26 protein-coding genes are annotated in these 24,827 nt (G+C 72.1%); 12 read left to right on the forward strand and 14 right to left on the reverse strand.

Going from position 1 to position 24,827, the window contains the following annotated elements; translation table 11 throughout:
• Positions 1-35: 35 nt before the first annotated feature.
• From ACF06X_RS23890 to ACF06X_RS23900, 3 genes are read right to left on the reverse strand one after another with little or no spacing between them, the layout of a single operon-like run.
• Positions 36-797 carry an SDR family NAD(P)-dependent oxidoreductase gene (locus ACF06X_RS23890; RefSeq protein WP_392289314.1) on the reverse strand — a complete coding sequence of 254 codons (762 nt, stop codon included), beginning with the start codon at positions 795-797 and terminating at the stop codon, positions 36-38.
• A gap of 16 nt (positions 798-813) precedes the next feature.
• A complete protein-coding gene (locus tag ACF06X_RS23895; protein WP_392289315.1) occupies positions 814-1,731 on the reverse strand; it encodes an LLM class F420-dependent oxidoreductase in 918 nt (305 codons plus the stop codon).
• Between the two features lie 38 nt (positions 1,732-1,769).
• Positions 1,770-2,987: an amidohydrolase family protein gene (locus ACF06X_RS23900; protein WP_392289316.1), complete on the reverse strand. Its 1,218-nt coding sequence runs from the start codon at positions 2,985-2,987 to the stop codon at positions 1,770-1,772.
• Between the two features lie 154 nt (positions 2,988-3,141).
• Between ACF06X_RS23900 and ACF06X_RS23905 the strand changes: the two genes are divergently transcribed.
• Positions 3,142-6,105: a BTAD domain-containing putative transcriptional regulator gene (locus ACF06X_RS23905; RefSeq protein WP_392289317.1), complete on the forward strand. Its 2,964-nt coding sequence runs from the start codon at positions 3,142-3,144 to the stop codon at positions 6,103-6,105.
• A gap of 202 nt (positions 6,106-6,307) precedes the next feature.
• Positions 6,308-6,508, forward strand: a complete 201-nt coding sequence (locus tag ACF06X_RS23910) for a hypothetical protein (RefSeq protein ID WP_392289318.1) — start codon at positions 6,308-6,310, stop codon at positions 6,506-6,508.
• 436 nt (positions 6,509-6,944) lie between these two features.
• Here ACF06X_RS23910 and ACF06X_RS23915 read toward each other — a convergent pair whose 3' ends face one another.
• The gene (locus ACF06X_RS23915) at positions 6,945-7,703 is read right to left on the reverse strand and encodes a GntR family transcriptional regulator (protein WP_392289319.1); all 759 of its coding nucleotides are present in this window, start codon (positions 7,701-7,703) and stop codon (positions 6,945-6,947) included.
• A 47-nt stretch (positions 7,704-7,750) separates the two neighbouring features.
• On the reverse strand, positions 7,751-8,509 hold the full coding sequence (locus ACF06X_RS23920; RefSeq protein WP_392289320.1) for a GntR family transcriptional regulator: 759 nt from the start codon (positions 8,507-8,509) through the stop codon (positions 7,751-7,753).
• 137 nt (positions 8,510-8,646) lie between these two features.
• Between ACF06X_RS23920 and ACF06X_RS23925 the strand changes: the two genes are divergently transcribed.
• Genes ACF06X_RS23925 through ACF06X_RS23940 form a run of 4 tightly spaced genes read left to right on the forward strand, consistent with a single transcriptional unit; the run spans position 8,647 to position 10,088 of the window.
• On the forward strand, positions 8,647-8,907 hold the full coding sequence (locus ACF06X_RS23925; RefSeq protein WP_392289321.1) for a hypothetical protein: 261 nt from the start codon (positions 8,647-8,649) through the stop codon (positions 8,905-8,907).
• Position 8,908: 1 nt separating this feature from the next.
• A complete protein-coding gene (locus tag ACF06X_RS23930) occupies positions 8,909-9,211 on the forward strand; it encodes a hypothetical protein (protein WP_392289322.1) in 303 nt (100 codons plus the stop codon).
• Entirely contained in the window at positions 9,208-9,498 is a 291-nt protein-coding gene (locus ACF06X_RS23935) for a hypothetical protein (protein ID WP_392289323.1), read from the forward strand. Before ACF06X_RS23930 ends, ACF06X_RS23935 begins: the two co-directional genes overlap by 4 nt.
• A gap of 20 nt (positions 9,499-9,518) precedes the next feature.
• Positions 9,519-10,088 carry a Uma2 family endonuclease gene (locus ACF06X_RS23940; protein WP_392289324.1) on the forward strand — a complete coding sequence of 190 codons (570 nt, stop codon included), beginning with the start codon at positions 9,519-9,521 and terminating at the stop codon, positions 10,086-10,088.
• 37 nt (positions 10,089-10,125) lie between these two features.
• Here the strand turns inward: ACF06X_RS23940 and ACF06X_RS23945 are convergent, their stop codons facing one another.
• The 4 genes from ACF06X_RS23945 to ACF06X_RS23960 all read right to left on the reverse strand — a co-directional run bounded on the left by ACF06X_RS23945 (position 10,126) and on the right by ACF06X_RS23960 (position 13,242).
• Complete coding sequence (locus ACF06X_RS23945; protein WP_392289325.1) at positions 10,126-10,806, reverse strand: hypothetical protein; 681 nt, start codon at positions 10,804-10,806, stop codon at positions 10,126-10,128.
• A 140-nt stretch (positions 10,807-10,946) separates the two neighbouring features.
• Entirely contained in the window at positions 10,947-11,342 is a 396-nt protein-coding gene (locus tag ACF06X_RS23950) for a hypothetical protein (protein ID WP_392289326.1), read from the reverse strand.
• Positions 11,339-11,638, reverse strand: a complete 300-nt coding sequence (locus ACF06X_RS23955; protein WP_392289327.1) for a ribbon-helix-helix domain-containing protein — start codon at positions 11,636-11,638, stop codon at positions 11,339-11,341. Before ACF06X_RS23955 ends, ACF06X_RS23950 begins: the two co-directional genes overlap by 4 nt.
• A 53-nt stretch (positions 11,639-11,691) precedes the next feature.
• Positions 11,692-13,242, reverse strand: coding sequence for a FadD3 family acyl-CoA ligase (locus ACF06X_RS23960; RefSeq protein WP_392289328.1), 1,551 nt, complete (start codon positions 13,240-13,242; stop codon positions 11,692-11,694).
• 95 nt (positions 13,243-13,337) lie between these two features.
• Here ACF06X_RS23960 and ACF06X_RS23965 point away from each other — a divergent pair, with 95 nt between their 5' ends.
• Genes ACF06X_RS23965 through ACF06X_RS23975 form a run of 3 tightly spaced genes read left to right on the forward strand, consistent with a single transcriptional unit; the run spans position 13,338 to position 15,707 of the window.
• The gene (locus ACF06X_RS23965; protein WP_392289329.1) at positions 13,338-14,480 is read left to right on the forward strand and encodes a lipid-transfer protein; all 1,143 of its coding nucleotides are present in this window, start codon (positions 13,338-13,340) and stop codon (positions 14,478-14,480) included.
• A 1-nt stretch (position 14,481) separates the two neighbouring features.
• Positions 14,482-14,907, forward strand: coding sequence for a Zn-ribbon domain-containing OB-fold protein (locus tag ACF06X_RS23970; protein WP_392289330.1), 426 nt, complete (start codon positions 14,482-14,484; stop codon positions 14,905-14,907).
• A complete protein-coding gene (locus ACF06X_RS23975; protein WP_392289331.1) occupies positions 14,904-15,707 on the forward strand; it encodes an enoyl-CoA hydratase/isomerase family protein in 804 nt (267 codons plus the stop codon). The genes ACF06X_RS23970 and ACF06X_RS23975 overlap by 4 nt, the downstream gene beginning before the upstream one ends.
• A 23-nt stretch (positions 15,708-15,730) precedes the next feature.
• Here the strand turns inward: ACF06X_RS23975 and ACF06X_RS23980 are convergent, their stop codons facing one another.
• Positions 15,731-16,327, reverse strand: a complete 597-nt coding sequence (locus tag ACF06X_RS23980; protein WP_392289332.1) for a hypothetical protein — start codon at positions 16,325-16,327, stop codon at positions 15,731-15,733.
• Positions 16,328-16,433: 106 nt separating this feature from the next.
• Between ACF06X_RS23980 and ACF06X_RS23985 the strand changes: the two genes are divergently transcribed.
• Positions 16,434-17,141, forward strand: coding sequence for a hypothetical protein (locus ACF06X_RS23985; protein ID WP_392289333.1), 708 nt, complete (start codon positions 16,434-16,436; stop codon positions 17,139-17,141).
• Positions 17,142-17,163: 22 nt separating this feature from the next.
• Here ACF06X_RS23985 and ACF06X_RS23990 read toward each other — a convergent pair whose 3' ends face one another.
• Both ACF06X_RS23990 and ACF06X_RS23995 read right to left on the reverse strand, forming a co-directional pair.
• Complete coding sequence (locus ACF06X_RS23990) at positions 17,164-19,602, reverse strand: PQQ-binding-like beta-propeller repeat protein (RefSeq protein WP_392289334.1); 2,439 nt, start codon at positions 19,600-19,602, stop codon at positions 17,164-17,166.
• A 103-nt stretch (positions 19,603-19,705) separates the two neighbouring features.
• Positions 19,706-20,746 carry a VOC family protein gene (locus tag ACF06X_RS23995; RefSeq protein WP_392289335.1) on the reverse strand — a complete coding sequence of 347 codons (1,041 nt, stop codon included), beginning with the start codon at positions 20,744-20,746 and terminating at the stop codon, positions 19,706-19,708.
• Positions 20,747-21,020: 274 nt separating this feature from the next.
• Between ACF06X_RS23995 and ACF06X_RS24000 the strand changes: the two genes are divergently transcribed.
• Positions 21,021-21,668 carry a TetR family transcriptional regulator gene (locus ACF06X_RS24000; RefSeq protein ID WP_392289336.1) on the forward strand — a complete coding sequence of 216 codons (648 nt, stop codon included), beginning with the start codon at positions 21,021-21,023 and terminating at the stop codon, positions 21,666-21,668.
• Between the two features lie 102 nt (positions 21,669-21,770).
• Here ACF06X_RS24000 and ACF06X_RS24005 read toward each other — a convergent pair whose 3' ends face one another.
• Together ACF06X_RS24005 and ACF06X_RS24010 are read right to left on the reverse strand one after the other, a co-directional pair.
• Positions 21,771-22,253 carry a nitroreductase family deazaflavin-dependent oxidoreductase gene (locus tag ACF06X_RS24005; RefSeq protein ID WP_392289337.1) on the reverse strand — a complete coding sequence of 161 codons (483 nt, stop codon included), beginning with the start codon at positions 22,251-22,253 and terminating at the stop codon, positions 21,771-21,773.
• Positions 22,253-23,455 carry an acyl-CoA dehydrogenase family protein gene (locus ACF06X_RS24010; RefSeq protein WP_392289338.1) on the reverse strand — a complete coding sequence of 401 codons (1,203 nt, stop codon included), beginning with the start codon at positions 23,453-23,455 and terminating at the stop codon, positions 22,253-22,255. Before ACF06X_RS24010 ends, ACF06X_RS24005 begins: the two co-directional genes overlap by 1 nt.
• A gap of 119 nt (positions 23,456-23,574) precedes the next feature.
• Here ACF06X_RS24010 and ACF06X_RS24015 point away from each other — a divergent pair, with 119 nt between their 5' ends.
• Positions 23,575-24,744, forward strand: a complete 1,170-nt coding sequence (locus ACF06X_RS24015) for an acetyl-CoA acetyltransferase (RefSeq protein ID WP_392289339.1) — start codon at positions 23,575-23,577, stop codon at positions 24,742-24,744.
• The last annotated feature ends 83 nt before the right edge of the window (positions 24,745-24,827 follow it).

The following is a 24,827-nucleotide window of genomic DNA, read 5'->3' on the forward strand; positions in this document are numbered from 1 at the left end:
GTGCGTCAATACCTGATGAACCGTCAGACGAACCGTCAGAAGAGGCTCACGCCCGCGAGCCAGCCGCCGTCGATGACGAACGGCTGTCCGGTGATGTACGCGGAGTCGTCCCCGGTCAGGAAGAGCGCGAGCGCCGCCACCTCCTCCGGCCTCCCGATCCGGCCCAGCGGCACGAGCCTCTGGTACAGCTCGGCCGTCGCCGCCGGGTCCACCCCCTCCGGGTTGCTCATCGGGGTGTCGATCGCGCCCGGGCAGACGGCGTTCACCCGGATTCCCCTCGCCGCGAGCTCGATGGCCGCGACCCGGGTCAGGCCGAGGACTGCGTGCTTGGTGGCGGCGTAGGCGCCGACGCCCGCCATGCCCGTCAGGCCGGTGTACGAGGCGGTGTTGACGATCGTCCCGCCGCCGGCCGCCTCGATCTCCGGCGCGACCGTCCGTATCCCCAGGAAGCAGCCGACCTGGTTGACCGAGACGATCGCCTGGAACTCCTCCAAGGGGGTGGAGACCAGCTCGTTGAAGCGGAGGATGCCGGCGTTGTTCACCAGCCCGTCGATCCGGCCGAACCGCTCCTTGGCGACGGCGACGGCGCCCGCCCAGTCCGCCTCCTTCGTCACGTCGAGACGGACGTACGCGGCCCGTTCCTCCCCGAGCTCCTTGGCCAGCGCCTCGCCGAGGTCGTCCAGCACGTCCGCGAGGACGACCTTGGCCCCCTCGGCGGCGAAGAGCCGCGCCTCCTGCTCGCCCTGCCCGCGCGCCGCGCCCGTGATGACGACGACGCGCCCGTCCAGCTTGCCCATGTCCGTGTCCCCTTCTCTAGAGGTGGGGGGCGACCTCCGCCGCGAACGCCGCCATCTGGTCGGTGAGTTCGGTACGGCTCCGGGAGCGGAACCGGACCTGGATCTGGTGCACGCCCATCTCCTCGTACGCGCGCAGCGACTCGGCCAGCGCCTCGGGCTTCCCGGTCAGCGTCCGGCGCCCGACGTCCCAGTCGGCCTCGCCGACGTAGAGCGCCTCCGCGATCGCCCCGACGGTGAGCGGACGGGCGATCCCCGCCTCCGCCCGGATCCGGTGCAGCCGGGCGATCTGTGCCGGGAGCCTGTCCCGGGGATCCCCCTGGGGCAGCCAGCCGTCGCCCTTGAGCGCGGCCCTGCGCACGGCGGCGGGTGAGGAGCCGCCGACCCAGACCGGCACCCGCTCCTGGGCGGGCCGGGGCCGCTGACCGAGCCCCTCGAACGCGAAGCGCTCGCCGGCGAACTCCGGATACTCCTCGGGCCCGAGGGCCGCCCGGAGCGCGTCGATCGTCTCGTCGAGGACCGGGCCGCGCGCGTCGAAGTCGGCCCCGACCGCCTCGAACTCCTCCCGTACGTGCCCCGCGCCGACCCCGAGCACCAGACGGCCGCCGGAGAGATGGTCGAGGGTGGCGTACGCCTTGGCCGTGACGAGGGGGTGGCGAAGACCGACGACGGCGACGTGCGACAGGAGCCGGACGCGCTCGGTGACGGCGGCGAGGAAGGAGAGGGTGGCGACCGGGTCGTACCAGACGGTGCTCATCGGCCCGGCGAGGCGGCGCGGGATGGCGACGTGGTCGCAGCAGGCGACGTAGTCGAAGCCGGTCCGGTCGGCGGTCCTGGCGATCTCGACGAGATCGGCGGGGCCCGCGGCGGCCTCCCAGGGCTCGGCGTAGAGGGTGCTCTGGGACTGGACGGGCAGCTGCATCCCGTAGACGACCATGGGGTCCCTCCTCCTTACTACGGACTACGGACTACGGGCTACGGACGCCACAGGCCGTCGGCGGTGAGGCCCAGCAGCTCGATCGCGTTGCCGCGCACGATCCGCTCGACGACATCCGGGGCGAGGTGCCCCATCTGGGCCTCGCCGACCTCGCGGGACTTGGGCCAGGTGGAGTCGGAGTGGGGGTAGTCGGTCTCGTACAGGACGTTGCCGACCCCGATCGCGTCGAGGTTTCTGAGCCCGAAGGCGTCGTCGAAGAAACACCCGTACACATGGCCCGCGAAGAGCTCGGAGGGCGGCCGCAGGACCTTCTCGGCGACGCCGCCCCAGCCGCGGTTCTCCTCCCAGACCACGTCGGCGCGTTCCAGGATGTACGGGATCCAGCCGATCTGGCCTTCGGCGTACATGATCTTCAGGTTCGGGAAGCGCTCGAACTTGCCGCTCATGAGCCAGTCGACCATCGAGAAGCAGCAGTTGGCGAAGGTGATGGTGGAGCCGACCGCGGGCGGGGCGTCGGCGGAGGTGGAGGGCATCCGGCTGGAGGATCCGATGTGCATCGCGATCACGGTGCCGGTCTCGTCACAGGCCCGCAGGAAGGGGTCCCAGTGGTCGGTGTGGATCGAGGGGAGCCCGAGGTGCGGCGGGATCTCGGAGAAGGCGACGGCGCGCACCCCCCGGTCGGCGTTGCGGCGGACCTCGGCGGCGGCCAGCTCCGCGTCCCACAGCGGAATCAGGGTGAGCGGTATGAGCCGGCCGCGCGCCTCGGGCCCGCACCACTCCTCCACCATCCAGTCGTTGTAGGCGCGGATCCCGAGAAGCCCCAGCTCGCGGTCGCTCGCCTCGGTGAAGGTCTGACCGCAGAAGCGGGGAAAGGTGGGGAAGCAGAGCGCGGACTGGACGTGGTTGACGTCCATGTCGGCGAGACGGTCGGGGACGGAGTACGAGCCGGGCCGCATCTGCTCGTAGGTGATGACCTCGAGCTTGATCTCGTCCCTGTCGTAGCCGACGGCGGTGTCGAGCCGGGTGAGCGGCCGGTGCAGGTCCTCGTAGACCCACCAGTCGCCGATCGGCCCGTCGTCCCCCTTGGCCCCCATGACGGGCGCGAACTTCCCTCCCAGGAAGGTCATTTCCTTCAGGGGGGCGCGGACGATCCGGGGGCCGGTGTCCCGGTAGCGGGACGGGAGCCGGTCCCGCCAGACGTGCGGGGGCTCCACGGTGTGGTCGTCCACCGAGATGATCTTCGGGAAGGTCTCCATGCGTTTCACCGTAGCGCCGATCTGACGACCCGTCAGCTAGCTGGCGTCCGGAACCTGTGGCAGACCTTGTGCAGACAGTGACCCGATGCTGACGCGCCCCCTCCGGACAAGGCAGACTGTCTTGGGCGAAACCAGCGGTACGGCAGGGGGAGCTATGGACCGTGAGAACGGCCCGCGAGTTCCGGGGCAGCGAGCCCCGTCGACAGGTCCCGGCGATGGCGGTCAGGACCTGCGCTTCGGTGTGCTCGGCCCGGTGCGCGCCTGGCGCGGCGGCGAAGCCCTGCCGTCCGGGTCGCCGCAGCAGCGGGCGCTGCTCGCCGCGCTCCTGCTGCGTGACGGGCGCACGGCGACCGCCTCCGAGCTGATCGACGCCATCTGGGGCGAGGAGCCGCCCTCGCAGGCGCTCGCGGCGGTACGGACCTACGCCTCGCGGCTGCGCAAGATCCTGCCGTCCGGGGTCCTGGTCAGCGAGTCCGGCGGCTATGCCATCCGGCCCCGCCGGGACGCCCTGGACCTGGCCGTCGCCCAGGAGCTGGCCGCCGAGGCCGAGAAGCTGCGGGCGGGCGGGGACCGCCGCGGGGCCCGGGCGCGGATCAACAAGGCGCTCGGGCTGTGGGACGGCGAGGCGCTGGCGTCCGTACCGGGGCCGTACGCCGAGACGCAGCGGACCCGCCTGGAGGAGTGGCGGCTCCAGCTGGTCGAGACGCGGCTCGACATGGACCTGGAGGCCGGCGCGCACGCGGAGGCCGTCTCGGAGCTGACGGCGCTGACCGCGGCCCACCCCCTGCGCGAACGCCTCCGGGAACTGCTGATGCTCGCCCTGTACCGGTCCGGACGGCAGGCGGAGGCGCTCGCCGTGTACGCGGACACGCGCCGGCTCCTCGCCGACGAGCTGGGTGTCGACCCGAACCCGGAACTGTCCCGGCTCCAGCAGCGGATCCTGCGGGCGGACGCCGAACTGGCCCGCCCGGTCGAGGAGTCGGCGCCCGCACCCGCCGTCTCCCGCCCGGCCCAACTCCCGGCCACCGTTCCCGACTTCACCGGCCGGGCCGCGTTCGTACGGGAGCTGGGCGACCGGCTCGTCACCGCCGAGGGTTCCGTGATGGCCGTCTCGGCGCTGGCGGGCATCGGCGGCGTCGGCAAGACGACGCTGGCCGTGCACGTGGCCCACGAGGCCCGGCCGCACTTCCCGGACGGGCAGCTGTACGTCGACCTCCAGGGCGCGGGCTCCCGGGCGGCGGCGCCGGAGACGGTCCTCGGCGCGTTCCTGCGCGCCCTGGGCACCCCGGACTCGGCGATCCCCGACTCGCTGGACGAGCGGGCCGCGCTGTACCGCTCGACGCTCGACGGCCGCCGGATCCTGGTGCTCCTGGACAACGCCCGGGACGCGGCCCAGATCCGTCCGCTGCTGCCGGGCACGGCCGGCTGCGCGGCCCTGGTGACCAGCCGGATCCGGATGGTGGACCTGGCGGGCGCGCACCTGGTGGACCTGGACGTGATGTCCCCGGAGGAGGCGCTGCAGCTCTTCACCCGCATCGTGGGCGTGGAGCGGGTCTCGGCCGAGCGGGAGGCGGCCCTGGACGTGGTCGCCGCGTGCGGGTTCCTGCCGCTCGCGATCCGTATCGCCGCGTCCCGGCTTGCGGCCCGTCGCACCTGGACGGTCGCGGTCCTGGCGGCGAAGCTCGCCGACGAGCGCCGCCGCCTGGACGAGCTCCAAGCGGGCGACCTGGCGGTCAAGGCCACCTTCGAACTCGGCTACGGCCAGCTGGAGCCGGCCCAGGCCCGCGCCTTCCGCCTCCTGGGACTCGCGGACGGCCCGGACATCTCACTGCCGGCGGCGGCGGCCGTCCTCGACCTGCCACTCCACGACACCGAGGACCTGCTCGAAGCCCTCGTCGACACCTCCCTCCTGGAATCCGCGGCCCCGGGCCGCTACCGCTACCACGACCTGGTCCGCCTCTACGCGCGTGCGTGCGCGGACCGCGACGAACAGCCGCCGTCGGAGCGGGAGCGGGCGCTGTCCCGGCTGCTCGACTTCTACCTGTCGACGGCGGCAAGGGTGTACGCGATCGAAAGGCCGGGCGACCGGACCGTCGCCCATCTGGAGGCCACGCACCACGCCGGGCTGGAGTTCACGGACCACGCCGAAGCCCTCGACTGGCTCCACGCGGAGGCGGACTGCGTACTGGCCTGCGTCCAGCAGTCCCTTGCCCGGCCGTGCCTGCGCCGGGCCGTCGACCTCCTGATGGCGACGAAAGACCTCGCCGAGTCGGGCATCAACGCCCTCCGGTACGAAATGGCGGCCGTGGCCGCACGGGACGCGGCCCGCGCGTTCGGCGACGCCCGCTCGGAGGGCCGCGCACGCACCACGCTGACGCAGGTGTACAGCACCGCCGGTCGCTTCGAGGAGGCCGATGAGGAGGCCCGCCGCGCCGCGGAGCTCGGCCGCGCTTCCGGGGATCCGTGGACCCGCGCGAACGCACCCAACGAGCGGGGGATCCTCGCCCTGTACGAGAACCGTCACGTGGACGCCGAGGCCCACCTCTCGCAGGCACTGGACGCCTTCCGCGCCGACGCGAACAAGCCCGGGGAGGCGAGCGCGCTGTGCAACCTGTCGCGCGTGCACCTGGCCACGGGACGGGTCGCGAGCGCCGTGGAACTCGCCAAGCAGGGCATCGCCATCTACGAGGACGCCGACAGCGGCCTCGCCCTGCGTCTCGCCAACGGCAAGTACGCCCTTGGGCTCGCCCTGACCGCGTCCGGGCAGACCACCCAGGCCCGTGCGGTCCTCACGGAGGCGCTCACCGCCTTCCAGGAGAGCCGGCAGCAGTTGTGGCACGGGATGACCCTGTTCCGGCTCGCCGAGGTACACATCGCCGACCGGCGGCACGCCGCCGCCGCGGCCAACGCCGAGCAGGCGCTGTCCGTGCTGCACGGCATCGGCGGGGAGTGGCGGCGCGCCAACGTCCTGACGGTTCTGGGTCGCGGGCTCGCCGCGCTGGGGCAGACCGACCGTGCGCGGGTGTGCTGGAGCGAGGCGCTCGCGTCGTTCGAGAGCCTCGGCTCACCCGAGGCGGACCACGTCAGGATGCTGCTCCACCCGGCGGCGGTTGCCTGACCCGGACTGGGCGTTCATCAATCGTTTATCGCCGTACGGCATTCTCGTACGTGTCGATCCGCCGCGTCGGGGGGCAGACGGATCGCCACGAGGCCTCACCGTTAAGGTGATCGGCCCTGAACGTCCGCCCGGCTGTCCACGGGGGAATTGCCGGGCGGACGTCTCAGTCCCACTGTGCCCAATGAATTCAGGAGCTGACTCCATGGCCGACAACCTCAAGCCCGCCGACTCCCACGCCACGGGCGAGGACATCACCACCCTGGACTCACACGCCACCGGCGAGCCGATCAAGCCGCTCGACTCCCACGCGACCGGCGGCGACATCACCACCCTCGACTCGCATGCCACGAGCGAGCCGATCAAGCCGCTCGACTCCCACGCGACGAGCGAGCCGATCAAGTAACGAGCCGAGCCGGCCCACGGGGACACGGGGGACACGGGGCCGGCTCATACGGGGGGACGGCTGCGGCGGCGACTTCGGGGGAGCCGCCGCAGCCTGAACGTCCGGCGCGGGCGCGGGAGCACGGGGGACGCCCGACGGGTCTCGGGGGATCCGGCGGGCAGGGCACGGCGCGCAGCGATCGGACGCAAGACGGAGAGGCCGGGTTGAGCTGCCCGGCCTCTCCGTCTTATGGAGCGAGGAAGATACAAGCCAAACGCGGCGGCCGCCGCGGCCGGCACCGCGACCCCGACCCTGGCGGACCAGCACGCCACCTGACAGTCGGCATCGTGAGGCGCCTGGACCACACTCCGGTCCAGGCGCCTCACGCATGCTCCCCCGGTGGATCCTTTCGCGTGATCCGCTCGGAGCAGCCACACCACGTACGCCGGGATTGCTCTTACGAGGCGTCAAGGTCGATCACGAAGTCGACAACCGTCGTATCGCCTCGCCGCACGATCGGATGCGCCACCTCCACCACGCGCCCCGAATCGGCAATGTGCCGCCGCGTGTAGCGCAGCACCGGCACACCGGATCCGATGCGCAGCGCAGCCGCCTCCTCCTCGCTCGGCATCCCGCACGTGAAGGACTCGGTGACCCGGGCGACCGTGATCCCGAGACTGGCCAGTTGGGCCCGGGTCCCGCCCGGCCACGGCTCGTGGATGGGGTCGGCGACCGGGGTTCCGGCAACGTCACTCCACCGCACGTAACTGACGCTTGTCTGCGTCGGCACCTCGTTGTCGTAGAAGACAAAGTGCCGCGCGAGCAGCCGCTCACCCGTCTCGCACTCGAACAACGCCGCAAGTTCCGTGTCCGCCTGAACCTTCTCGAAGCGCTTGTCGAGGCGGTACTCGGACCAGCCGATCCCCTGATCCCGCGTGAACGGCGTGGACTTCGCCCCCGGAGCGGCGCGATAGCGATCCGCCGCCATCCGATGGATCGGCGGGCGCGGGCGCACTCGGGTACCGGCGCGTGCGCGGCTTTCGATCACGCCCTCGTTGCGCAGCAGGCCCAACGCGTTCCGGACGGTGACCTCCGAGACGCCGTACTCCTCGCACAGCGCAGGGAGGATGGGCAACCGTTCGCCGGGCCCGAACTCTCCGGAGGAGATACGACGCCGCAGGTCAGCGGCGATCCGCTGATACTCGGGCTGTGCCACGCCACACCACCGTTCCGAACAGGAATCCTTGACCACCCGACTGAGCCCTACCCGCGCTCGACGCCGAACTCGTAGGCAACCTCCCAACGCACATCGGGTACGACGATGTCCGCCGTCTCCACAGGTCGCCCCCCGCCGTCGTAGTACGTGCGCTCGATCAGCAGCACCAGGTCACCAAGGCTGATGCCGAGCAGGTTCGCCTGTTCCTGTGTGGCGCGAGCAGGGCGCGGAATCTCAACCGCCGTTTCCACCCGTACGCCGATGGAGCGCATACGCTCCACGACACCCATACCGGCGAGCGGTCCCATCTCCGGGAGGACGATCGGCGTGTCTCCGGTGATCGCCATTGGTTCCCACGACTGGGACAGCTGTACCGGCTGACCGTCCGCCAGAAACTCGTATCGCGTAACGACACACAGCTCGCCGAGCTCGATGGCCAACCGCTCCGCGATCTCCGACGGGGCAGGCGTGCGGGCCTCGCTGCGGGCTTCCCAGGTACCGGTGCGGCCGTTCTCACGCATGTCCGCCCGGAAGGGCGAGCCACCGCGGCGCTCACGATGGCGCGAGCGGACCATCCGGCGACGATCCCGGGGCTTCCGCACGTACGTACCGGATCCGGCACGCCCCTCCAGGAGCCCCTCCGCAATCAGCCGGTCCATGGCGCGCTGAGTGACGTTCCGTCCGACGCCGTACTCCTCGGCCAACCGTGCGCGAGAGGGCAGACGCTCGCCAACCACCCACTCACCAGCGGCGATTCGCGCACGCAGCGCGTCTGCGACATCGAGGTAGGGCGCCTCACGGGGCATGGTCGACTCTCCGTTCACCCCAGCTCCGGGGCAGGCAGTGCAAGGTTCGGACAGCTCGGGATTGACAAGCTACTGCATTAGGTGAAATCTACTGGAGTAGCACTTCGCTCCGTAGGCAGCCCATCACAGGGGGTCCTGTGCCCACGCCCAAAGCACTTGCCATCGCGCTCGCGGCACGCCTGAAGGTCATCACCCATCACGAACCGCTTGTGTCGGAGGTTCCCGGACTCATTCGCGTCAGCGTGCCGCTGTCGGAGCAGCTCTCGGAGACTCAACGCCTGACCCTGCTGCTTGCCCTCGCGGACGGCGACCGCTTCGGCCATGACCTCACGCTCGAAGGCCCGGCCGTCTGGGCGGAGATCCATACCAGCAACTCGCCTCACGGCAGGAGTGAATGAGATGCGTACGTTCGTCGCTCAGCTCTGCGCCCGAGCCCGTTCGCTCCTGACCCCCACCGGCCGCCACCGGGTCGGCCCGATCGGTCCGGAGCCACCTCAACCGCAAGCCCGCCTCCGCCCCGCCCCGACCGTCCGCGCCTGGTACGCGCCCATCGACGGCGCAACCACCGCCCTCGTACGCCCATACCTCCATGCGTACGAGCGGGAGGAAGCAGTCCGGCTACAGCGCCGAGTCACCCTGCTCGCCGCCGTCTACGGCTTCGACCTGGACACCCGCGTCATTCATCCCCTGGAGACCACATGAACCCGATCCGCTCCCCGCGGCTGCTCCCCTGGAGCGGCCCGGACGGCAAGCCCTGCTACCTCATCGGCGACGGCACCGGCCGGCTCTCCCGCCTCGCCGATCAGATCGAAACCGTCCAGATCGGCCTCGCCCGCCAGGTCCTGGAGCGCGCCCACGGCACCTTGAGCGATCCGGCAGCCAATGCGGACGAGCTGCACACACTGGCCAGGCACCTCACCGACGCCCTGCGGGACGCGCTTCTGATCGCCGAGTGCCGTGCCGTCCCTCACGGCCCCGTGCCATCATGACGGTGACACGGGAGGCAGGCATGACGGTCGATATGGACATGCTGCGGGCCACGGTCGAGAAGCTCTCCGGCCAGCTTGACGGCTACAAGATCGAGATCCTGGAGGGCAGCATCGTGATGAGCCCCGTGCGCCCGTTCCACGGGGACACGATCTTCGAACTGCGCGTCATGCTGCGGGACCAGATCGGACCTGACTGGGCGCTCGTCGAGGACGTCAAGAACGACATGGACGAGACGATCTCGGAGCCCGCCCCGGACCTGGCCGTCATTCCGGCCGTCGAGCGCGCCAAAAACCTTTCGAAGTACCCGCACGAACTGACCGAGCTGGCGATCGAGGTCGTCTCGCCCGGCAGCATCCGCAACGACTACGTGACCAAGGTCGAGGTGTACGCCAAGGCCGCCATCCCCGTGTACCTGATCTTCGACCCGTACAAGGCGACGGCCACGTTCCTGTGGGAACCCTCAGCCGGCGCGTACGCCCAGAAGCGCACGGTCCCGTACGGCGAGGTCGCCACGCTCGCCACGCCCCTCGGCGAGTTGGTGATCGACACGGGCCGTCTCCCGATCGACCCCACGGCCCCGGCGAAGTAGCCGTCACACGCGGAACACGGCATCGTGCTGCTGCGGCTCAGCGCGCGTACGAGCCGAGCCCCACCAGGCAGTACACGTACTCGTTGATCGTCGCGCCGTTGATCGTGTAGCGGTAGGAGAAGGCGTACTGCGTCTTCGGATTGGACCGGCAGCGGTCGAGGTCCGAGGTCAGCGGGATCGTCTGGATCACGCGGTAGTGGGCGTCCGACGCCGAGCAGGAGACCTCTTCGACGTCGTTGACGCGCTGCGCGGTCGTCGAGTCCGGCAGCGTTCCGTTGAGGCAGGTGCCCGCCGTGTACGGATCGGGCGGCGGCTCCGTCGTCGGGGCGGCGGTGGTCGGGGTGTCGAACGGGTCGTCGTACGACGAGCTCGGCGTGGCGGTCGGCGACGAGGTGACGGTGGGAGTGGTGGCGGCGCTGCCGCTGTCGTCGTCGCTGTCGTTCGTGAGGACGAGGGCGGCTATCACGGCGCCGACGACTCCGAGCGTCACCAGGCAGCCCAGACCACCGGACTTCCGCGCCGCCGGAGGCGGGTTCTGCCCGGTGACCCGGACCCGCAGGAGCACTTCGCCGTCGCCCAGGCGGGCCCGGACGAGGTCGCCGTCCCTGCTCGGCGGGATGCGGATGTGGGCGGGGCCGGTCGGCAGGGTGACGGTCAACACCACGCCTGTCGCGGCCTGTTGCGGGGTGAGGGATATGAGGACTTCTTGCGACGACACCGGCTTCCTCCAGGAGGTGAGCGTGCGACGGACGCAGACTGTCTGGCCCCCACGGAGCGGCCTTGCCGAGGGCTACGCCTCATGACGCCAGGACGGGGCCACTTGGTTGCGGCCCCGCCCCTCCTTCCCGCGTCCCCCGGTCAGACGGCCTGGACCCGCACCGCCGGTGCGCACAGCTGACGCATGTCGTCCTCGTCCGAGGTGAAGACGGTGACGCGGCCCCGCTGGCGCCCCGCGATCACGGCGAGCGCCGCGTCGATGGCGTACTTGTGGCCGTGCAGGCCGGCGCCCTTCAGGAGGGTGATGGCCGCTTCCGCGACGTCCTGGGTGACCGGCTCCACCACGATGCGGGAAAGGGTCCACCTCCAGGCGGCATACGGGATCTTGTCGTGGTACGCCTCGACCAAGGTCATGGAGCTGGTCACGACGCGGATGCCCAACTGATGGGCCTGCACGACACGGCGGGCCATCGCCCGGTCGCGCTGCGCGGCCCGCGAGAGGCCCTCACTGTCCAGTACGTAGCAGGTCTCGCTCACGCGGCGTCAGCCCTCCGCTCCGCAGCAGCCTCGGCTTCCGCTCGCTCCCGCTCTTCGCGCTCCTCGTGCCAGCGCTCGATCTCACGGCGCTCCGCCTCGGCCGCCGCGAGCTCCTCCTCGGTGAGCGGGCCTCCCGGCTCCAGCATCCATTCGGCGAGCTCCCCCAGCCGGTCCTGCTCCCGCTGTCGCCGTATGGCATGCGTGACGTACGCGCTGAAGCCGCCCGGGCCGACCTCCTTGCGGATCTCCTCCGCCAGCTCCTCCGGCAGGGTGACCGTGTACTTCTTCGTTGCCATACCCACGACCATACCGATGGCGGAAGTGGCCCGCATCACCCCGAAGGGTGACCTCACCCCACCCCGCCCCGCAGCACCCCCTTCACCACCTTCCCGCTCGCGTTCCGCGGCAGCTCCGTCACGAACTCGACCTCCCTCGGGACCTTGTAGTTCGCCATCTCCCTCCGCGCCCACGCGATCAGGTCGTCGCCCGTCACCCGCGCCCCCGGCCGGCGCACCGCGAAGGCCTTTCCCACCTCGCCCAGCCTCGGGTCCGGGATGCCGATGACCGCCACGTCGGCTATGTCGGGGTGGAGGCCCAGGAGTTGCTCGATCTCCGCGGGGTAGGCGTTGAAGCCGCCGACGATGAACATGTCCTTGATCCGGTCCGTGATCCGCAGGTTGCCGTCCGCGTCCAGGACGCCCACGTCGCCCGTGTGGAGCCAGCCGTCCGGGTCGATCGCCTCGGCGGTGGCCGCCTCGTCCTCGAAGTAGCCGCGCATCACGTGGTGGCCCCGGACCAGGACCTCGCCCGCGTCCGAGAGGCGGAGTTCCGTGTCGGGGATCGGGCGGCCCGAGGTGGTCGCGACGACCTCCGCCGGGTCGCCGCGGCGGCACATGGTGACGATGCCGCTCGCCTCGGAGAGGCCGTACGCCGTGAGGACCGTGCCGACGCCGAGCTCGCCGCGCAGCCGCTCCACCAGCCGGAGCGGGACGACCGCCGCCCCGGTCACCACGAGGCGGAGTGCGGAGAGGTCGTACGAGGAGCGGGCGGGGTGGTCGAGGAGCGACTGGTGGAGGGTCGGCGGGCCAGGGAGGACCGAGACGCGTTCGGCGGCGACGTTCGCGAGGACGGTCTCCACGTTGAAGACGGGCTGCGGGATCATCACCGCGCCCCGCATCAGGCAGGCGATGATCCCGGCCTTGTAGCCGAAGGTGTGGAAGAACGGGTTCACGATGAGGTAGCGGTCGCCCTCCCGCAGCCCCGCGAGGTCGCTCCACACCTCGTAGCAGCGCAGGGTCTGGGCGTGGGTGATCACCGCCCCCTTGGGCCGGCCCGTCGTGCCGGAGGTGTAGATGATGTCCGAGGGGGAGTCGGGGGCGATCGCGCCGGCCCGCCGCCGTACCTCCGCCGACGTCACCTCGTCGCCCTCCGCCAGGAAGGACTTCCAGGTCGTCCACTCCTCCGGCGCGGCGTCGCCGAGCACCACCACCCGTTCCAGGTGCGGGAGTTCGACCCCGGAGCGGCGCAGGGAGGCGACGTACGAGGTGCCGAGGAACGTGCCCGTCACGAAGAGCAGCCTGGCCCGGCAGCGCCGCAGGACGTAGGCCGCCTCCGTGCCCTTGAAGCGGGTGTTCAGGGGGACGAGGACCGCCCCGGCCGTCACCGCGCCGAGCGCCGAGGCGATCCAGTCCAGGGTGTTCGGCGCCCAGATCGCGACCCGGTCGCCCGGCCGGACCCCGGACGCCATGCACGCCGCCGCCGCGCGTTCGACGCGCTCGCCCAACTCCTCGTACGAGACGCGGGTACGGCCCTCGACGACGGCCTCAGCGCTCCCGTACCGTTCGGCCGCCGCCCGTACAAGCCCCGGGATCGAGCCCCACTCCAGGTCGCCGCGCGTCATCTCCACCACTCCCCTTAGCTGACTGTTCGTCAGATTAGCTGTAGCCTGACGCGCTGTCAGCAGCTCGCAGCGAGCTTGCGATCGGGGAGGTTGCAGTGCTCAAGGACGCCACCGCCATCGTCGGAATCGGGCAGACGCCGTTCGCCAAACAGCTCCCCGAGTCCGAGAAGACCCTCGCCTGCCGGGCGATCCTCGCCGCCCTCGACGACGCCGGCATCGCACCCGACGAGGTCGACGCCTTCGCCTCGTACACGATGGAGGAGACCGACGAGGTCGAGATAGCCAAGGCCATCGGCGCGGGCGACGTCACCTTCTTCAGCAAGGTCGGCTTCGGCGGCGGCGGCTCGTGCGCGACCGTCGGCCATCTCGCCGCCGCCGTCGCCACCGGACAGGCGAGCGTCGGCGTCGCGTGGAGGTCGCGGAAGCGGGGCTCCGGGCCGCGCCCCTGGAAGAACACCCAGGTCCAGCTCCCCACCCCCGGACAGTGGACCCGGCCCTTCGGCCTCCTGCGGCCCGCCGACGAGATCGGCATGCTCGCCCGCCGCTACATGCACGAGTACGGCGCCACCCGCGACCACCTCTTCAACGTCGCCCTCGCCTGCCGCAACCGCGCCAACCAGAACCCGGCGGCGATGATGTACGAGCGGCCGCTGACCCGCGAGATGTACATGACCGCCCGCTGGATCAGCGAACCCCTCTGCCTCTTCGACAACTGCCTGGAGACGGACGGGGCGCTCGCCTGCGTCGTCGTGAGCGCCGAGCGGGCGCGGGACTGCAGGCAAAGGCCCGTGTACGTCCACTCCACCGCGCAGGGCCTGCCCGCCCAGCACCACGGAATGGTCAACTACTGGAACGACGACCCCCTCAGCGGGCCCGCCTGGACCGCCGCCCGACAGCTCTGGAAACAGGCCGACTTCGGGCCTGGCGACGTCGACGTCGCCCAGATCTACGACGCGTTCACCCCGCTCATCCCGCTCTCCCTGGAGGGCTACGGCTTCTGCGGACGGGGAGAGGGGGCCGCGTTCACCGAGGGCGGCGCCCTGGAGATCGGCGGACGGCTGCCCCTCAACACCGGCGGCGGCGGACTCTCCGAGGCCTACGTCCACGGCTTCAACCTCATCACCGAGGGCGTGAAGCAGCTCCGCGGCACCTCCACCGCCCAGGTGCCCGACGCCGCCACCTGCCTGGTCACGGCCGGCGAAGGCGTCCCCACATCGGCCGTTCTGCTGAGGAGTTGAGATGCTGACACCCGTGGTCGACGAGGACGGCGCGCCCTTCTGGGAGTACGCCGCCCGGGGCGAACTCCGCGTCCAGGCCTGCGCCGCCTGCGGGGAGCTCCGCTTCCCGCCCCGGCCCTGCTGCCCGCACTGCCGGTCCTTCGACAGCGAGTGGCGCCGGATGTCCGGCCGCGGCCGGATCTGGTCGTACGTCGTGCCCCATCCGCCGCTCCTGCCCGACTACGCCGCCCACGCCCCGTACAACGCCGTCCTCGTCGAACTCGCCGACGCTCCCCGCATCCGTCTCGTCGGCAACGTGGTCGCCTCCCCCGACGCGCCGCTCGACTCGGTCGACCCGGCACGGCTGCGGATCGGCGCCGCGGTGAAGGTCGCGTTCACCGAGATCGACGGCGTCACCGTGCCGCGCTGGCTGCTGGAGCGCGGATGAGCGTCCGGGTGGAGCGGGACAAGGAGTCCGGCGTCGCCGTCGTCACCCTCGACCGGGCCGCGAAACACAACGCGATCACCCTGGAGATGGCCGAGCGACTGACGGCTGCATGGCGGGGGTTGCGGTACGAGGACGAGATACGGGCCGTCGTCGTCACCGGCGCCGGGCAGCGGGCCTTCTGCACCGGCATCGACCGCGCCGCCGCCGGCGAGGCCCCCCAGCCCTCCTCCCCGTACACGATCGACGATCCACTGCTCGCCATCGGCCCCAAGGCGAACGACCTGTGGAAACCGGTCGTCGCCGCCGTGGAGGGCATGGCCTGCGGCGGGGCGTTCTACCTGCTCGGGGAGGCGGAGTTCCTCGTCGCGGGCGAGGGCGCCACCTTCTTCGACCCGCACACCACCTACGGCATGGTCAGCGCCTTCGAGACCGTCCACATGGCGCAGCGGATGCCGTTCGGGGAGGTCGCGCGGATGGCTCTGATGGGGACGGCCGAGCGGATCTCGGCCCGGCGGGCGTACGAGACGGGGCTCGTGTCCGAGCTGACGGCGACCGGCGGGGCGCTGGACGCCGCACGCCGGGCGGCCGCCGTCATCGCCACGTACCCGACGGAGGCGGTCCAGGGCACCGTCCGCGCCCTCTGGTCGGCCAAGGAGGTCGCCCGCGCCCAGGCCCTCGCCCACGCACCCCACCTCGTCGCACTCGGGAACCTGCCGGCCGAGCGGCAGGCGGAGCTGTTCACCCGGAGGGAGAACGGATCCCGCGAATCCGGTGGGTCCGGTGGCTTCCGGCTGCGGTGAGGCGGCCGCGGTCTGTTCGAGCTCTACCGCGCGCGTACCTCGTCGACCGAGCAGTTCTTCACCTTGGCGACGGCCTTCGGGGTCTTCATCGCGACCTCGAAGGTCTTCGTCTCGCCCGGCTCGACGGTGACCACCTTCTGCGCGGAGTCGACCTTGGACCCCGCGGAGCCCTCGAACTCCACGGTGACCTCGAAGGTCTCGGTGAAGGTCTCCCGTGAGGTGATCCGCAGGGTGGCGGTGGTGTCCGCCTTACGGGCGGGCCTGCCCTTGCGCTTCTTCCGCGCGGGCTCGACACAGTCGACGACCACCACGTCCACGGTCGAGGTGGCGGACGCGGTGGGGGTGGGGGTGGGGGTGGGTGAGGCCGTGTAGGTGCTGCCGCTGTTCGCGCCGTCGTAGTCGCCGTAGTCGTCGTTCTTCTTCTCGGAGCTGGAGCAGCCGCCGCCGCTGTCACCGCCGCCGCCGCTGCTGCGGCTCTTGCCGCCGCTCTTGCTGCCGCCCTTGCCGCCGCTCCCGCCCGAGCTGCCCTTGCCCGTCTCGAACCCCGTCAGCGCCAGCACCACCACTGTGAGCGTCGCCGCGAGCCTGAGGCCCCTGCGGCGCGCCGTCCCCGTTGCCATCGCACACCTTTTCTGTCGTGTCCGCGCCACCCTAGCGTCGCGTGGCGGGGCTCCCTCACCGGGCGTAGCGTCGGGAGCGTGAGCCGGACCGAAGGAGGGCCGATCCATGGTCCGTAACGTCATCGCATCGGTCTTGGCCATCGCCGGAGCGGCGGCCGCCGTCTGGAGCCCCTTCCGTGCCTGGTACGGCGGCCGTCACGGCAGCGACTACCGCATCGGTGACCTGTTCGGCGGTATCACCGACGCCGAGTCCGGTGTCTTCGTCTCGATGCTGCTGCCCTTCGCCGTCGCGGCCCTGGTCACCCTCGTCGGCCTGGTGCTCCGCTCCCGGATCCTGGTGACCGTCGCCGGAGTGATCGTGATCGGCTTCACCGTCCTGTGGATGGTCCGCGTCGGGCAGGCCGAGGGCGGTCTGACGGTCGGCTCGGACGGTACGGGTCTGGGCTCCGGGGTCGGGATCGCGCTCGGGGGCGGGGTCCTGCTGCTCCTCGCCGCAGCGGTCATGTCCGGCCGCCGCCGCGCCCACGCCACCCGGCTCGACGATCACCACCGGCACCAGCCGCCGCCGTACGAGCAGGGCTACGAGCAGGGATACGGCCAGGGCGCGGGCCCCGCCTATCCGCATGAGGCGGATTCACCCACACGGACGATGGACCAGCCCCGCTGGAACCAGCAGGACCCGGCCCACGGCGGCCAACACGGCTACGGCGGACAGGGCGGACACGGGCGCGACGACTACGGCCGGGACGGCTACGGCCACGACGGCCGCGGTCCGCACCCGGACGAACCGCCGCCGCAGCAGCAGCGACCCTGAGTCGAGGCTGACGCCCTGTGGCTCATGCCCTGTGGCCCGCGCTCCGTCCCGTCGCCGTCCCCTTCACCGCGTCCAGCGCGTACACGCACCGGTCCTTGCTGCACGCGTACACGACCCCGCCCCGCGCCACCGGAGAGCCGGTGATCTCGCCGCCGGTGGCGAGCTTCCAGCGCAGCTGACCGCCCGTCGCGTCCAGCGTGTAGAGGACGTGGTCCGCCGAACCGAAGTGCACCCGGCCGTCGGCGACGACCGGGCTGCCGATCAGCTCGCCGCCCGCCGCGAACCGCCACTTCGGCGTGCCGGTGACCGCGTCCAGCGTGTAGAGCGCGCTGCCGCTGCCCACGTGCACATTGCCGTCGACGACAAGGACCGGCTCGATCGACTGGCGGGACTCGGTCGCGATCCGCCAGCGGTCCTGGCCGGTGGTCGCGTCCAGCGCGTACACCGTGCCGAGGTAGTCGGCGAGGTAGACCCCGCCGCCGGTCACCGCCGGGCCGGGGGCGAAGGCCGGCGGGGAGAGGAAGACGGCGGGCGCCTCGAAGTGCCAGCGGACGTGGCCGCCCGCGATGTCGATCGACAGCACCCGCGTGCCGGCCGAGACGTAGACGCACCCGTCCTCCGCCGGGGCGACCCGGACCGGGACGTTGCCGCAGGACGCGGCGTCGCCGACCGGGTACGACCAGCGCTCGACACCCGTACGGGCGTCCAACGCCTGGAGCCTGGCGTCCCGCCACACGTACACCGTGTCGCCGTGGATCGCGGGCCCGGCCTCCGGGGTCTCGAAGTCGGTCTGCGCGCCCGTGATCTCCCACAGCTTGGCGCCGTTGGAGGCCTCCCAGCCCTGCACCCCGCCGCCGCGGGTGCCGGTGACGACCGTGCCCCGGTCGACCTTGAGGGAGTACACCCAGGCGTCGGCCGAGAGCCGCCACCGCTCCTGGCCGTCGGCGGCGTCCAGCGCGTACAGCGTGGGGCCGTCGGAGGCGTGGATACGGCCCTGGGCGACGGCCATGGACCAGGCCACGTCGCGGGTCTTGAACTGGCGGCGGCCGCTGGCCACGTCCAGGGCGTGCACCTCGAAGGAGGTGACGTAGAGCAGGTCGCCGGCGACGACCGGGGTGCCCCAGACGTCGTTCGACATCCGGAAGCGCCAGGGCCGCCAGTGGCCGGGCTCGGCGGCGGCCTGCGCCTCCGGGGCCGGCGCGGACGAGGGCGACGGCGAGGGCGAGGGCAGCGGGCGCGAGCCGGGCGGCGGGCCGGGTTCGGCGCCGTTCGGGCCGCCGCCGGGCGGGCGGATCCAGCCGGTGGCCGGTCCCGCGTCGGCGCCCGGGCGGACGGCGGCGCGGGTGTCGGCCACCCGTGGGCCGGGGCCGATCGGGACGGCGGCCCCCGCGAGACGTACCGGACCGGCGGCCTCGGCGGGCGCGGCGTGCCGTCCGCCGCCGACCGCCTGGCCGGTGCGAGGGTCGCTACCGCCGCCGCCCCACTCCGGCGCCTGCCGGGGCGGACGCGGCGGGGCGGGCGGTACGGGGGGTGCGGGAGGTGCGGCGACGGGGGCGGGGGCGCTGGGCCGGCCGCCCCGGCGGTGCTCGATCATCGCCGTGGCGCTGTGCGGCAGCCAGGCCGAGGCCGTACCGCTGTCGTCGCTGCCCGAGCCGAAGAGGTGGGGAGCGAGCTGGGCCTGCAGATCGGCCGGGGTGGGGCGGCGCGAGACGTCCATCTGCATACAGGACTCGATCAGCGGACGCAGCTCGTCCGGCAGCCCCTCGAGGTCCGGACCCTCTCTGAGCAGCATGAAGACGGTCTCGACGGGGTTGGCGCCGTGGAAGGGGGCATGGCCGGTGGCGGCGAAGACCAGCATCGAGCCGAGCGAGAACACGTCGGACGCGCCGGTGACGCTGCGCGAGTCGCGGGCCTGCTCGGGCGACATGTAGGCGGGCGTTCCGACGGCGACGTTGGTCATGGTCAGCCGCGTGTTGGAGACGCCCGAGGCGATGCCGAAGTCGATCACCCGGGGTCCGTCCTCGACGACGAGGACGTTGGAGGGCTTCAGGTCGCGGTGGACCAGGCCCGCGCCGTGGATGGACTGCAGGGCCTCGGCGACACCGGCGGCCAGCCAGCGCACGGCCTGGGCCGGGAGCGGCCCGCACTCGTTCACTATTTCTTCGAGGGAGGGCGCGGGTACGTAGGCGGTGGCCAGCCACGGCACGGCGGCGCGGGGGTCGGCGTCGACGACGGCGGCCGTGTAGAAACCGGAGACGGCCCGCGCGGCCTCGACCTCACGGGTGAAACGGACACGGAACAGCTGGTCCTCGGCGAGCTCGGTCCGCACAGTCTTGATCGCCACGCGCCGGCCGGACGCCGAGCGCGCGAGATAGACCAGACCCATACCGCCTGCACCGAGCCGGCCCAGCACCTCGAAGGGCCCGATCCGTCTCGGGTCGTGCTGCGTCAGCTGCTCCACTTGCGTGCCACCTCCCCGTACGGGCCATGAGAATACGGCCCCGTGGCCCTGATTCTTCCTGTCCGAGGCGGTGGTTGCGAACCCGGGGGCGGATCGGCGTGTGTCAGCTCATATCGCCGGGCGCGGCGAGCGGCTCGTCGGCGGGTTCCCGCGCGGGCCGGCCGGCGCTGTCGGTGACCGGCTCCCCGGCGGTGGGCCGCTCGGCAGCGGTCTTCTCGCTGCCCGCGGGCGTCTCCGCGGGTCTGCTCTCGGGCCGCCTGTCCGCGGGCTTGTCCTCGCGCCTGTCCGCGGGCTTGTCCTCGCGCGTGTCCACGGGCCTGTCCGCGGGCTTGTCCTCGCGCGTGTCCGCGGGCTTGTCCTCGCGCGTGTCCCGGGGCTCGGCGAGCACGGCGAAACGGGCTCCCTGGTTGTCGTGGAGGACGGCGATGCGGCCGTGCGGGGTGTCGAAGGGCGGGTTGGTGACGCGGCCGCCGAGGCGGACCGCGGTGGCGCAGGTCTCGTCGCAGTCGGAGACGGCGAAGTAGACGAGGACGTGCCCCGGCATCTCGGCCGGGAAGGCGTCGGTCAGGACGGCCCGGCCGCCGAAGGCCGACTCGTCGCCGGGACGGGAGCCGGGCGGGGACCAGACGCGGTAGTCGAAGTCGCTCTCCCTGCCCTCCTCTTCCGCCGTCACCTGGCGCCCCAGATAGCCGAAGACGGAGGCGTAGAAGGTGTCGACCGCGTCCGGTTCCCACGTGTAGACCTCCATCCAGCAGAAGGACCCGGGGGCCATCGTCTTCTCGAAGCCGTCGTCGTCGCCGGCCTGCCGCAGCCCGAAGACGGCGCCGCCGGGGTCGGCGGCGAGCGCCATCACGCCGAAGCGGCCGACGGGGTACGGCTCCATGATCATCCGGCCGCCGGCCGCCTTGATCCGCGCGCTGAGGACGCCGGCGTCCTCGGTGGCGAGGTAGACGGTCCAGGTCGTGGGCATCCGGCCGTCCCGCTTGGGGAGGAGTCCGGCGACCCGCTTGCCGTCGCTGAGCGCCTCGTCCCGCTCGTCGTCGAAGGTCCAGCCGAAGAGCTCGCCGTAGAACCGCTTCCCCGCTTCGAGATCGGGGAGCTGCGCCTCCACCCAGCACGGGGTGCCCTCTGTGAATGCGGCCATGGCTCCACGCTAGGGCGGCCGGACCTCCCCCGCACACCCCAAAAGCGAACAGATGGGGAGAAAGGACCCCGGCGGGCCTTGATTCCCATGGGTTGTCCACCGAAGTTTTCCACAGGCTGTTAATAAGCCTATTCGGGTACGGACGTGTCGCCCGGGCCCTCAGGGGCGCCTCCCACCCCCAAGTACGCCCCCTCCGGAGAGGGCGTACGCGCCCTCGCACCCCATTTGCAGTCGGCCGAATCGCGCGCCGATCACCCCTCGGTAAGCTGACGGCATGACAGGACAAGTACGCACGGTCGACGGCCGCGTGGCCGGACGACGCGGGCAGGCGACGCGGCAGAAGCTGCTCGACTGCCTCAGCGAGATGCTCAGCTCCTCGCCGTACCGGGACGTCAAGGTCATCGACGTGGCTCGGAAGGCGGGCACTTCCCCCGCGACGTTCTATCAGTACTTCCCCGACGTCGAGGGAGCCGTTCTCGAGATCGCGGAGGAAATGGCCAAGGAGGGCGCGGGGTTGACCGAACTGGTCTCCGGCCGCTCCTGGGTCGGCAAGGCCGGCTGGCAGACCTCCGAGGAACTGGTCGAGGGCTTCCTGGACTTCTGGCGCAAGCACGACGCGATCCTCCGCGTGGTGGACCTCGGTGCCGCCGAAGGGGACAAACGGTTCTACAAGATCCGCATGAAGATCCTGAACTCCGTCACCAACTCCCTTACCGAGGCGGTGAAGGAGCTCCAGGCCAAGGGCAAGGTGGACAAGGACGTCAGCCCGGCCGCCATGGCGGGCTCCCTCGTGGCGATGCTCGCCTCGGTGGCGGGCCACCAGAAGGGCTTCCAGACCTGGGGCGTGAAGCAGGCCGAACTCAAGCCCAATCTCGCCCTGTTGGTACACCTGGGAATCACGGGCAAGAAGCCGACGAAGTAACCGACCCGCGCCCTTCATCCGTCCTGTCGCGCCGGCGGCGGTCCCACCCGAGAGACCGCCGCCGGCGTTCCCATGTCCGCCCCCAGGCCCGCCCCGCCCGGTTCACCGTCTCGTCAGCCGGAAGAGCCGGATCTCCCGCTCCACCCGCGCCTGGTACGTCGCGTACGGCGGCCAGAACGCGAGGGCCGCGCGCCACGCCGCCGCCCGCTCCTGCCCGGTCAGCAGCTCCGCCCGTACGGGAATGGTCTCGCCGCGCCAACTCACCTCCGCCTCCGGGTTCTTCAGCAGGTTCGCGGTCCAGGCGGGATGCCCCTGCCGCCCGAAGTTGGAGCCGATCAGGAGCCAGGTCCCGCCCGGCTCCGGCATGCACGCCAGCGGTGTCGACCGGGGCAGCCCCGACCTCGCCCCCCGTACGGTGAGGATCACGCCCGGCAGCATCTGGGCGCTGAGCAGCACCTTGCCCCGGGTCAGCCGGTGCACCGCCCGGTCCATCGGCGGAATGACGTGCGGGGCGATCTTCGCGAACGTCCGCGTGGACGAGACCTTCTGGATGAGACGGGTCATCCGCTCCCGGCCGGCGGCCATCAGGCGGCCACCTCCCCGAAGAGGCCGGCCGCCGCGTGCGCCCGCAGCCGGTGCGCGGGCCCGAAGAGCAGCTCGTCGGCCGTCGCCCGTTTGAAGTAGAGGTGGGCCTCGTGCTCCCAGGTGAAGCCGATCCCGCCGTGCAGCTGGATCGCCTCCCCGGCCACCGTCCGCAGCGCCTCCAAAGCCGCCGCGAGCGCGAGCCCTCCGGGCCCGGCCTCCCGCGCGGCGCAGTACACCAGCGAGCGCGCCGCCTCCACCTGGACGTACAGGTCGGCGAGCCGGTGCTTGACCGCCTGGAAGGAGCCGACGGGCCGACCGAACTGTTCGCGGGTGCCGGTGTACGCGACCGTGCGGTCCAGCGCCGCCCCGGCCGCGCCGACCGCCTCGGCGGCGAGCATCACGGCCGCGGTCCGCCCCGTCGCGGCCAACGCGCCGAGCACCCCGAGCCCGCCCAGCCGGCCCAGCCCGCTGACCGGCGCGTTCGGCGGATCCTCGCCGAGCAGCTCGCCTTCGACATCCCGCAGCTGTACGGCGGCCTGCGTGCGGGTCGCGTCGAGCGTCGGCAGCCGTACGCGCGCCAGGCCTGCCGCGTCCCCGCGCACCAGGAACAGCAGGGTCCGGCTCCGCGCGAAGCCGCCCGCGTGCGCGGCGACCAGGAGCAGCCCGGCGCTGTGGCCGTCGAGGACCTGTGTGGCCTCCCCGTACAGCAGCGTGCGCCCGTCCACGGTCCGCGCCTGCACGCCGCCGGCCCGGCCGCCGCCTGCCCAGGAGTCGTCGGCATTGTCCCCGGTCAGGCCGAGGGCGAGGGAGAGGGAGCCGCCGGGAACGGCGAGTGCGCAGGTCAGGTCACCGGCCGCGAGGCGGGGCAGGAGGGCGGCGCGCTGCCGTTCGCTGCCGAGGGCGGCGATCAGCGGGGCGGCGAGTACGGCGGTGGCGAGGAGCGGCGAGGGGGCGAGGGCGCGGCCGGTCTCCTCGAAGGCGACGGCCAGTTCGGCGGGGCCGCAGCCGACACCGCCGTACTCCTCGGGCAGGGCGAGCCCGGCGAGTCCGAGCGTGCCGGACATCCGGTGCCACAGGTCGGTGTCGTACCCCTCGGGGGTGGCGACGGCGGCGCGGACCTCGGCGGGCCCGGAATGCTTGGCGAGCAGTTCGCGCAGCGTGCGGCGGATCTCGTCCTGCTCGGCGGTGAAGGCGGCGTCCATGGAGCTCCCCTCCGTATCTGACGGCCCGTCATGTTAGGCCGGTGCGGGGCAGAAGCACAGAGGGCGGACGCCACGAGGGAGAGGCGCAGAGGGACACGATCTGATGTACCGTCAGATTCATGCCCTCCACTCCACGGAACCGCGCCGGGCGCCGCGTCGCCGTCGTCGGCATATCCCTCTCCGACTGCGGCCGCGTCGACGAGGCCACTCCCTACACTCTGCACGCCCAGGCCGCCCGCCGCGCCCTCGCGGACAGCGGGCTCGACCGCTCGGTGATCGACGGTCTCGCCTCGGCGGGGCTCGGCACCCTCGCCCCGGTCGAGGTCGCCGAGTACCTGGGGCTGCGACCCCGCTGGGTGGACTCGACCGCCGTCGGCGGCGCCACCTGGGAGGTGATGGCCGCCCACGCGGCCGACGCCATCGCCGCCGGCCACGCCAACGCCGTCCTGCTCGTCTACGGCTCCACCGCCCGCGCCGACATCCGCGCCGGGCGCCGCACCTCGAACCTCTCCTTCGGCGCGCGCGGCCCGCTGCAGTTCGAGGTCCCCTACGGTCACACCCTGATCGCCAAGTACGCGATGGCCGCCCGCCGCCATATGCACACCTACGGGACGACCCTGGAGCAGCTCGCCGAGGTCGCCGTCCAGGCGCGGGCGAACGCCGCGCACAACCCCGAGGCGATGTTCCGCGAGCCGATCACCGTCGACGAGGTGCTCGACGGACCGATGATCGCCGACCCCTTCACGAAGCTGCACTGCTGCATCCGCAGCGACGGCGGCTGCGCGGTGCTGCTGGCGGCCGAGGAGTACGTACCGGACACGGCGAAGACGCCCGTCTGGATCCTCGGCACGGGCGAGCACGTCTCGCACACCACGATGTCGGAGTGGGAGGACTTCACGGTCTCCCCGGCGGCGGTCAGCGGGCGGCTCGCCTTCGAGCGGGCGGGGGTCCGGCCGGAGGACGTCGACCTCGCGGAGATCTACGACGCCTTCACGTACATGACGCTCGTGACGCTGGAGGACCTCGGCTTCTGCGCCAAGGGGGAGGGCGGTCCGTTCGTCGAGGAGAAGGGCCGCCTGCCGGTCAACACCGACGGCGGCGGCCTGTCGGCCTGCCATCCGGGGATGCGGGGGCTGTTCCTGCTGGTGGAGGCGGTACGACAGCTGCGCGGCGAGGCGCCGGGGCTCCAGGTGCGGCGGGCCGACGGGAGCCTTCCGGAGCTGGCGGTGGCCTCGGGGACGGGGGGCTGGTTCTGCTCCTCGGGAACGGTGGTGCTCGGCCGGGACTGACGCGACCCCTCGCACCGCCCACACCGCCCACACCGCCCACACCGCCCACACCGCCCGGATCCATACAAGCGTCATAGACAGAC

It is taken from the genome of Streptomyces sp. NPDC015346 (assembly GCF_043078785.1).
In the GTDB taxonomy this organism is placed as follows: Bacteria; Actinomycetota; Actinomycetes; order Streptomycetales; family Streptomycetaceae; genus Streptomyces.

Bases quoted from the DNA above. Each gene is read 5' to 3' on its own strand.
- ACF06X_RS23890 (WP_392289314.1), bottom strand. From the start codon at position 797: ATGGGCAAGCTGGACGGGCGCGTCGTCGTCATCACGGGCGCGGCGCGC.
- ACF06X_RS23895 (WP_392289315.1), bottom strand. From the start codon at position 1,731: ATGGTCGTCTACGGGATGCAGCTGCCCGTCCAGTCCCAGAGCACCCTC.
- ACF06X_RS23900 (WP_392289316.1), bottom strand. From the start codon at position 2,987: ATGGAGACCTTCCCGAAGATCATCTCGGTGGACGACCACACCGTGGAG.
- ACF06X_RS23905 (WP_392289317.1), top strand. From the start codon at position 3,142: ATGGACCGTGAGAACGGCCCGCGAGTTCCGGGGCAGCGAGCCCCGTCG.
- ACF06X_RS23910 (WP_392289318.1), top strand. From the start codon at position 6,308: ATGGCCGACAACCTCAAGCCCGCCGACTCCCACGCCACGGGCGAGGAC.
- ACF06X_RS23920 (WP_392289320.1), bottom strand. From the start codon at position 8,509: ATGCCCCGTGAGGCGCCCTACCTCGATGTCGCAGACGCGCTGCGTGCG.
- ACF06X_RS23930 (WP_392289322.1), top strand. From the start codon at position 8,909: ATGCGTACGTTCGTCGCTCAGCTCTGCGCCCGAGCCCGTTCGCTCCTG.
- ACF06X_RS23935 (WP_392289323.1), top strand. From the start codon at position 9,208: ATGAACCCGATCCGCTCCCCGCGGCTGCTCCCCTGGAGCGGCCCGGAC.
- ACF06X_RS23940 (WP_392289324.1), top strand. From the start codon at position 9,519: ATGACGGTCGATATGGACATGCTGCGGGCCACGGTCGAGAAGCTCTCC.
- ACF06X_RS23955 (WP_392289327.1), bottom strand. From the start codon at position 11,638: ATGGCAACGAAGAAGTACACGGTCACCCTGCCGGAGGAGCTGGCGGAG.
- ACF06X_RS23960 (WP_392289328.1), bottom strand. From the start codon at position 13,242: ATGACGCGCGGCGACCTGGAGTGGGGCTCGATCCCGGGGCTTGTACGG.
- ACF06X_RS23970 (WP_392289330.1), top strand. From the start codon at position 14,482: ATGCTGACACCCGTGGTCGACGAGGACGGCGCGCCCTTCTGGGAGTAC.
- ACF06X_RS23975 (WP_392289331.1), top strand. From the start codon at position 14,904: ATGAGCGTCCGGGTGGAGCGGGACAAGGAGTCCGGCGTCGCCGTCGTC.
- ACF06X_RS23980 (WP_392289332.1), bottom strand. From the start codon at position 16,327: ATGGCAACGGGGACGGCGCGCCGCAGGGGCCTCAGGCTCGCGGCGACG.
- ACF06X_RS23985 (WP_392289333.1), top strand. From the start codon at position 16,434: ATGGTCCGTAACGTCATCGCATCGGTCTTGGCCATCGCCGGAGCGGCG.
- ACF06X_RS23995 (WP_392289335.1), bottom strand. From the start codon at position 20,746: ATGGCCGCATTCACAGAGGGCACCCCGTGCTGGGTGGAGGCGCAGCTC.
- ACF06X_RS24000 (WP_392289336.1), top strand. From the start codon at position 21,021: ATGACAGGACAAGTACGCACGGTCGACGGCCGCGTGGCCGGACGACGC.
- ACF06X_RS24005 (WP_392289337.1), bottom strand. From the start codon at position 22,253: ATGGCCGCCGGCCGGGAGCGGATGACCCGTCTCATCCAGAAGGTCTCG.
- ACF06X_RS24010 (WP_392289338.1), bottom strand. From the start codon at position 23,455: ATGGACGCCGCCTTCACCGCCGAGCAGGACGAGATCCGCCGCACGCTG.
- ACF06X_RS24015 (WP_392289339.1), top strand. From the start codon at position 23,575: ATGCCCTCCACTCCACGGAACCGCGCCGGGCGCCGCGTCGCCGTCGTC.